At 43.3% G+C, this 7,824-nt stretch carries 7 protein-coding genes and 1 pseudogene; 3 read left to right on the top strand and 5 right to left on the bottom strand.

Annotation, left to right across the window (positions count from 1 at the left end; translation table 11 throughout):
- From I8752_RS20705 to I8752_RS20690, 4 genes and pseudogenes are all read right to left on the bottom strand, one after another.
- A partial coding sequence (locus tag I8752_RS20705; protein WP_225895794.1) for a DUF4277 domain-containing protein occupies positions 1-310 on the bottom strand: 310 nt, incomplete at its 3' end.
- 259 nt (positions 311-569) lie between these two features.
- Positions 570-845: pseudogene (gene gloA2, locus I8752_RS20700) on the bottom strand (SMU1112c/YaeR family gloxylase I-like metalloprotein); the annotation flags it as partial.
- A gap of 22 nt (positions 846-867) precedes the next feature.
- On the bottom strand, positions 868-2,145 hold the full coding sequence (locus I8752_RS20695; RefSeq protein WP_214434175.1) for a vWA domain-containing protein: 1,278 nt from the start codon (positions 2,143-2,145) through the stop codon (positions 868-870).
- Complete coding sequence (locus tag I8752_RS20690; protein ID WP_214434174.1) at positions 2,142-3,398, bottom strand: vWA domain-containing protein; 1,257 nt, start codon at positions 3,396-3,398, stop codon at positions 2,142-2,144. The genes I8752_RS20695 and I8752_RS20690 overlap by 4 nt, the downstream gene beginning before the upstream one ends.
- A gap of 249 nt (positions 3,399-3,647) precedes the next feature.
- On the opposite strand from I8752_RS20690, the gene I8752_RS20685 reads away from it, so the two are divergent.
- Positions 3,648-4,310, top strand: coding sequence for an ATP-dependent Clp protease proteolytic subunit (locus I8752_RS20685; RefSeq protein WP_214434173.1), 663 nt, complete (start codon positions 3,648-3,650; stop codon positions 4,308-4,310).
- Positions 4,311-4,444: 134 nt separating this feature from the next.
- Positions 4,445-5,038 (top strand): ATP-dependent Clp protease proteolytic subunit, encoded by a 594-nt coding sequence (locus tag I8752_RS20680; protein ID WP_214434172.1) that lies wholly within the window; start codon positions 4,445-4,447, stop codon positions 5,036-5,038.
- A gap of 146 nt (positions 5,039-5,184) precedes the next feature.
- Here the strand turns inward: I8752_RS20680 and tpiA are convergent, their stop codons facing one another.
- On the bottom strand, positions 5,185-5,910 hold the full coding sequence (gene tpiA / locus I8752_RS20675; protein ID WP_214434177.1) for a triose-phosphate isomerase: 726 nt from the start codon (positions 5,908-5,910) through the stop codon (positions 5,185-5,187).
- A gap of 216 nt (positions 5,911-6,126) precedes the next feature.
- Between tpiA and I8752_RS20670 the strand changes: the two genes are divergently transcribed.
- Complete coding sequence (locus I8752_RS20670; protein ID WP_214434171.1) at positions 6,127-7,617, top strand: GTP-binding protein; 1,491 nt, start codon at positions 6,127-6,129, stop codon at positions 7,615-7,617.
- Positions 7,618-7,824: the final 207 nt, after the last annotated feature.

The following is a 7,824-nucleotide window of genomic DNA, read 5'->3' as shown; positions in this document are numbered from 1 at the left end:
TCAAATATAATTGGTCTAATACTCTTCCTAATCTGTCATCGTTTAAATATTCTGGTAATATCCCTTCTCCTAACAAATTTTCACAGGCGTAGCCATCCATATATTTAGGAAACATATATAACGTTCCTGATACAAAACCTAACCCATTTAATATCATTGCTTTAACTGCCTGACCCGCGCTTACCTTTTCTTGCGGGTGCTGTCCCAGTATTTTATTTATTTGGTCTACCAACTCTATTTCATCAATGATTCCTGCTACTATCCCCAGGTGATCTAAATTTTTTACTTCAATATTCAAGGGCGAATTCATTTTCACACTATTTCCCATCAACTATTTTTAGCTTTTCATGATGGAAGCTTATAGAGTGCTAATTTTATTTATTTTTTGACTTCTACCCTGATTCTGGCTATTAACTTTACTTCTCGGTTTTTATTGTCTCAATTTTTACCAATAGTCTGAATTTACTTACTGCTTTCTCTGTGTGCCAGTTTTAGGTGCGGAATGTGGGATATAGTACATAAATACTATAAAATAGCGATCGCGCTGTGCCAGTTGCGTAAGTCCTGTTCAAGTCAGAAACAGTTTGCTCGATATCATCAACTTTAAATGCAAGATGTCTTAAACCACAAGCCTCTGGATTGCCAACTCTTTGAGGTGGATTAGGGAAAGAAAATAATTCTATTTGGCTATTTTCTCCAACTTGCAAATCTAATTTATAAGAATTTCTTTGCGCGCGAAAAGTCTCTTGAATAATAGAAAATCCTAAAACTTATACATAGAACTTTTTTGAACGTTCATAGTCAGAACAAATAATAGCTATATGATGAATACCACTGGTTTTCATTTCGGATTATCCTTTTTAAAGGCTATTGCTGTAAAACAGTTTTTGAGACAATCCGAGTTTTTTTCAGGTCTGCTTGCGAAAGTTCTTCACCAGCTTGCAGGCGAGTGGCGGAAGTTTGCAAAACTGTTGCAGCACCAGTATCTCCGATTTGTAAAGCGGTTTGAGCAGCAGTTTGCAACATTGTAGCTGCACCAGTGCGATCGCCTTGTTGCAATTTCACTTCTGCTAACTGGGTTTGGCGATACTTGGCCAATGCCAAAACAGATTGTTGCACCAGGGGATCTACCGCAGGTTGATAAGTCCGCACCACATTTGCATACATCGGTATCATCGGGGACAGTAAACCTTGTTTGTTCTCTCCTGGGTCGTCATAACGAATTTGCAGATGCCCAATTATCTGTTTGCCTTCTGGCAATTGTCCCAGATAAATATTCGCTAAAACTATCCGTTCGACATCCATCAAATCTCCTAAGCGGATAACAAAGCCTCCATGAGCTTCTTGTTGTACGGGTAACTCTATTGTGTCTGGGGCAACTTGGGCGATAGGTTTGAGTTCTGCTAGTCGGACATTGGGTACTAAAGATAACAATAGGTAAGCATTGGTTAACCCAACTGACTGAATGCGCTTAAACAAACGGCTAAACTGTTCGACTGCTTCTTCTGGGCGCTCAATATGAGCTAAAGTGCCACCGCCAGCATCAGCAATTTTTTCTAATAAATCCTGATTCCAGCTATTACCAAATCCCAGAGTATTAATCGTCAAATTGATTTTAGCTGCTTTGTGGGCAAGTTCGAGACAGCGCTTATTGTCATCTTTACCAATCTCCAATTTCCAAATCTTCAAACTGCTTTCACCATGCCCATCGGTAAGCAGAAATGCTTGGGAAACAGCTCCTCTTGTCCCCTTCATCAATTCCGTAATTCCCTGTTGTAAACCTTCAGCAATTACCGTGCCACCGCTAGCATTTAATTTCTTTTTGAGTTGCAATTTGATGCTTTCAACGTTGTGGATTTCTTGGTTAGGAATAATCACTTCTGCAGAACCGGCAAAAGCGACAACGGAAATGCGATCGCCTGGTTGTAACCTATCCAATAATTGCTCCACTGCTTGAATCACAGTTTGAATTGGTTGCCCATGCATGGAACCACTTTTATCGAGAATCAAGCAGAAATTGAGTGGCAAATGTCGGTCGAGTTCGCCAGCAACCGCTGAAATTGAAATAGCTAATTGACGTTGGTTATTTAATTGTGCCGCATCAATATTTGTATCATTTAGCGACCAGAGCAATTGAACTTTCATTTGGGAGGAGTATCTTGCAACACAGTTTTTGAGACAATTCTGGTTTTCTTGCGATCGCTTTCGGATAATTCTTCCCCAGATTGCAGTTGAGTGGCAGAAGTTTGTAGAACCGTTGCTGCACCAGTATCTCCCATTTGTAGGGCAGTTTTAGCAGCTGTTTGCAGCATGGTAGCAGCCCCAGCTCGATCCCCTTGTTGCAATTTTGTCTCGGCTAATTGAGTTTGGCGATATTTGGCTAATGCCAAAATAGATTTTTGCACTTGAGGATCGAGGTTTGGTTGGTACGTCCTGACTACATTAGCGTAAATGGGCATATTTGCTGTAAATAACCCGATTTGATTCTGGGTGGGGTCGTCATAGCGGACTTGCACGTTAGCGATCGCTTGTTTACCTTCAGGCAATTGTCCTAGATAAATATTAGCTAAAATCACTCGCTCCGCATCTTTCATTAAATCTCCTAAGCGGATTGCAAAGCGTCCATCCGCTTCTTGTTGCAATGGTAATTCTATTGTGTCTGGAGCAACTTGGGCGATGGGTTTGAGTTCTGCTAGTCTGACATTAGGCATCAGGGAAAATAGTAAATAAGCATTAGTTAATCCTACTGTTTGCATCCGACTGAACAGGCGACTAAACTCATCTACGACGCGTTCGGGTTTTTGAATATAAGATAAAGTACCTAAACCCGCATCAGCAATTTTTTCTAAAATATCTTGGTTCCAATTGTCCCCAAAACCCAAAGTATTCAAAGTCAAATTATAGCTAGCAGCTAACTGGGCAAATTTTAAACAGCGATTATTATCACCGTGTTCGTTTTCGCCATCAGTTAATAAAAAGGCTTGAGAAATAGTTTCTTTTTTGCCCTTTGCTAACTCTTCAATACCCAAGCGTAAACCTTCATCAATTGCCGTCCCACCATCGGCAGCCAAACGGTTAATTTGCTTTTTGATTTTCTCTGGTTCTTCGATAACTTGATTGGGTATTAAGACTTTGGCACGATGATCGAAGACAACAACACTTAGGCGATCGCCAGGATTAAGTCTGTCAACTAACTGAGTTGCTGCTTTTTTGACAGTTTCTAGCGGTCGCCCATTCATCGAACCACTATGGTCGAGAATTAAACATAAATTTAGGGGAACAGTACGGTCTTGAGTTTGGGCGATCGCCGAAATCGAAATCGCCAACTGTCGTTGACTGCTCGGTTGATTCGCGTCCAAATTAGCATCATTCAGAACAGGCTGCAAGTTAACTTTCATAACCTAAACTTCCTACTCAGGATAGACATATTTATAAATAACTTCAAAACGCAACATTAGCGCTACGGAAAACCTACCTAATATAGATCCATTGAGAAATTCGGATAATATATTCAGAATATCTTAGTAGCCACTCATTGGCAGATGCTCAGTTCTTGGCCCAATAGGGAGAAATCCGAACTTGAACAGAGCTAGCATCACGCTAGGATGTATTACAGTTAACGGCATAATTTCAGGCGATCAGTTGCTATGGACATTTCCCCCATCAAGGCTGTTCAAGCCCCCTATTACGGCGATAATTTCTACCGGACACCGCCGCCAGATTTGCCTTCCTTATTATTAAAGGAAAGAATTGTCTATCTGGGAATGCCACTGGTTCCTGCTGTCACGGAATTAATCGTGGCCGAACTGCTGTACTTGCAGTCCGACGACCCCGAAAAGCCGATTAAAATCTACATCAACTCGACCGGCACTTCCGGTTATAGTGGCGATCCCATTGGCTTTGAAACCGAAGCCTTTGCCATATTTGACACTATAAAATACATTAAGCCCCCCATCTACACCATCTGCCTTGGTTCGGCAATGGGTATGGCAGCAATGTTGCTCAGTGCTGGCACAAAAGGTTGCCGCGCCAGTTTGCCCCACTCCACCATTATCCTGCACCAGCCCAAGAGCTACGCCCAAGGTCAAGCAACGGATATTCAAATTCGGGCGAAGGAAGTTTTGGCAAATAAAGCCTCAATGGTTGATATTCTGTGTCGCACCACCGGACAGCCTCCAGAAAAAATTACTAAAGATATGGATCGGCTGTTCTATATGACACCATACCAAGCCAAGGAATACGGTCTGATTGACAGAGTTTTTGAGAAAGAAGAACTAGCCAATCCTCCACTACCTGCAAGTGTCCTCTAAAGAGTGCTGAGAGACGCGATCGCTCGCGTCTGTACAAGGAAGTGCTGAGTAAAGAGTTGGGTATTTTCCTGTGCTCCTCTGCTCCCCTGCTCTCTTATCCCCAATCCCCAATTAATTTAAACGGAGTAACGAAAATGCCTATAGGCGTTCCTAAAGTTCCTTACCGGATGCCCGGAGGGCAATATACAGATTGGATAAGCATTTACGATCGCCTTTACCGGGAACGGATTATTTTCCTGGGACGAGATATTGATGATGAAATTGCTAACCAAATTATTGCCGTAATGCTGTATCTGGATTCAGACGATCCAGGTAAGGATATTTATTTATACATAAATTCCCCTGGTGGTATGGTTACCTCTGGCTTAGCTATTTTTGACACCATGCAACACATCAAATCAGATGTAGTGACCATTTGTGTGGGTCTAGCTGCCTCTATGGGGTCTTTTCTACTGTCTGCTGGTACTAAAGGCAAACGTATGGCATTGCCCCATTCTCGAATTATGATTCACCAGCCTTCTGGCGGCACTCGTGGGCAAGCAACCGATATCGAAATTGAAGCTAGAGAGATTCTGCGGATTCGTCACCAGCTCAACGAGATTTATGCTGGCAACACAGGTCAAACTATAGCCAAAATTGAAAAAGACATGGATCGCGACTTTTTCATGTCTGCCCAAGAGGCGAAAGAATATGGTTTAATTGACCGTGTAATTGAAGAACGCCCATAGGGGAAGATGAGGGGGATGAGGGGGATGAGGGAGTGAGGGAGAATAACTTGCGACCTCCGACTTGCGACTTCTGCCTCCTACCTTGTACCTCCTGCCTTCTGCCTCCTGGCTTCTGCCTCCTAACTCCTGACTCCTCATACATGAGATTAGTGATAGTTCACAATTCGGGCGAAACTTTCTGATTCCAGACTCGCTCCTCCTACCAGAACACCATCAATTTCTGATTGAGCCATAATCTCATCAATGTTATTTGGCTTGACCGAGCCACCGTATTGAATTGGTACATTGGGATTCTTTAACTGATTGCGAATCAAGCCAATGACTCGATTTGCCTCGTTTGTTTCACAGGTGTCACCAGTACCAATTGCCCAAATCGGCTCGTAAGCAATTACCAAATTTTCCTGATCCACATTTATCAGCCCTTCGTCTAATTGACTGATAATCAGTGACTCAGTTTCCCCAGCATCTCGTTGTTGTTTAGTTTCACCTACACATAAAATCGGAGTCAGACCAAACTTTTGAGCAGCTTTGAGGCGCAGATTAACGGTTGCGTCCGTTTCACCAAAGTATTGTCGGCGTTCGCTATGGCCGACAATTACATAACGTACACCAATTTCTGTCAGCATCGGCCCAGAAATCTCGCCTGTATAGGCTCCAAATTCTGCCCAATGGACATTTTGTGCCCCCAGTTGTACGCGGCTACCATGTAAATTTCTAGATAAAGCACTGAGGTCAGTGAAAGGAGGGCACAACAGTACTTCTCGCTCTTCAGGCGTTTCCTGTAAGTGGGGCAGAAATCCTTGTAAAAACTCTTCGGACTCTGCCTGGGTTTTGAACATTTTCCAGTTACCGGCAATAACAATTTTCCGCACAGCTGATTTAGTCAAATTCCTAACGCTAATAGATGCATTTTTCAGTTTATGACTTTTTGGGAGTCAGTTGTCGTAGAGACGCGATTAATCGCGTCTGTACAAGAGGCAGGAGTTAAAAGTTATTATTCTTCCCCAGCTCCCCAATCGCCTGCTAAAAATAACTAGGATAAGAAATGGGGTCAATCTCAAATCCTAAATCTCAACTTGCAAATTGATATGACTTCGACTTTGCCCTTGCCCGATCCTCATCAAAGCGATTCAGCCAACACTGATGCAAATTCTCACAATTGGGAGGAAGAACTAGATAGTGCTATTTTCAGCTTTGAAGACATTCAAAAAGAACTTAACTATAAACAAGCACAAACGGTGCTACGCAACTTAGTAGCTAATCTCGACCTGACTTCCCAAGAAAAATCGGGTTTAGAGGCGGAAATTGCAGATTTGGAAATTATGCTGGGGAAGTTAGACGGCATGGTAGTACAGATTGCTGCTTTTGGAATGGTAGGACGGGGTAAGTCTTCTCTACTTAATGCCTTGGTTGGAGAAACGGTGTTTGAAACTGGGCCTTTGCATGGTGTCACTCGCGCCGCCCAACGAGTTAATTGGAGTATTAGTGAGGAGGCAATTGGGGAAACCGAACGTGCCTTGCGGGTTACTCTTCCTAGTGTCGGTCAATCTCAGGTGGAATTAATTGATACTCCTGGGTTAGACGAGGTAGATGGCGATACTCGCGCGGCATTAGCCGAACAGGTGGCAAAGCAAGCAGATTTAATTCTGTTTGTAATTGCTGGCGATATGACAAAGATAGAACACGAAGCCTTATCGCAGTTGCGGGAAGCGGGTAAACCGATCGTTTTGGTGTTTAACAAAGTAGACCAGTATCCAGAAGCCGACCGGATGGCAATTTACCACAAAATCCGAGATGAAAGAGTGAAGGAGTTAGTCACACCTCTAGAAATTGTGATGGCTGCGGCATCGCCACTGGTCAAAACGGCGATTCTTCGCCCCGATGGTAGTAGGGGAGTGCAGTTACGTACAGGTAGCGCTCAAGTCGAGGAACTGAAGCTGAAAATCTTGGAGATTCTGCACCGTGAGGGCAAAGCTTTGGTTGCTCTTAACACCATGCTTTATGCTGACACCGTAAACGAGCAATTGGTGCAGCGCAAACTAATGATTCGAGAACAAAATGCCAATCAGTTGATTTGGAAGGCGGTGATGACTAAGGCAGTTGCGATCGCTCTCAATCCTGTGACTGTGGTAGATATACTCAGTAGTGTAGTCATTGATATTGTCCTAATTCTGGGTTTATCTAAACTTTATGGCATTCCGATGAGTGAAAGCGGTGCAGTACAGTTGCTACAAAAAATCGCCTTGAGTATGGGCGGTATTGGTGTTAGCGAATTGTTGGCAAACTTGGGTTTGAGTGGGCTAAAAACGTTACTTGGAGTCTCCGCATCTGCCACTGCTGGGGCGACTCTTGGCCCGTATATATCGGTGGCACTCACTCAAGCTGGGGTAGCTGGTGTTTCTTCTTATGGTATTGGACAAGTTACCAAGGTTTACTTAGCCAATGGAGCAACTTGGGGAAATGATGGGCCAAAAGTTGCGATCGCTAAGATTTTGGCAAACCTTGATGAAACTTCTATTCTTAACCGTATTAAAGATGAATTGCAACTGAAGCTAAAATTCAAAAGAGCAAAAAACTAATGATTGCCGATTTGGGATAAGTAGAAGGCAGGAGGCAGGAGGCAGGAGGCAGGAGGCAGGAGGCAGAAGGCAGTCTCGATGAAAAAATTTTCATGCATGGCTATGAAAATGGGGCTGGGGACTAGAGACTAGTATTTTTACTCAGCACTCAGCACTCAGCACTCAGCACTCAGCACTCAGCACTTTCAAGTTAGAAGTATACAGATA

The sequence above is a fragment of the Dendronalium phyllosphericum CENA369 genome (assembly GCF_016056275.1).
GTDB lineage: Bacteria > Cyanobacteriota > Cyanobacteriia > Cyanobacteriales > Nostocaceae > Dendronalium > Dendronalium phyllosphericum.
The sequence above is the reverse complement of the archived record's forward strand: the minus strand, read 5'-3'. Positions and strand labels throughout refer to the sequence as shown.

What these genes read in the sequence shown, in the direction of transcription:
- I8752_RS20695 (WP_214434175.1), bottom strand. Translation starts at nt 2,145, where the DNA reads ATGAAAGTTCAATTGCTCTGGTCGCTAAATGATACAAATATTGATGCG.
- I8752_RS20690 (WP_214434174.1), bottom strand. Translation starts at nt 3,398, where the DNA reads ATGAAAGTTAACTTGCAGCCTGTTCTGAATGATGCTAATTTGGACGCG.
- I8752_RS20685 (WP_214434173.1), top strand. Translation starts at nt 3,648, where the DNA reads ATGGACATTTCCCCCATCAAGGCTGTTCAAGCCCCCTATTACGGCGAT.
- I8752_RS20680 (WP_214434172.1), top strand. Translation starts at nt 4,445, where the DNA reads ATGCCTATAGGCGTTCCTAAAGTTCCTTACCGGATGCCCGGAGGGCAA.
- I8752_RS20670 (WP_214434171.1), top strand. Translation starts at nt 6,127, where the DNA reads ATGACTTCGACTTTGCCCTTGCCCGATCCTCATCAAAGCGATTCAGCC.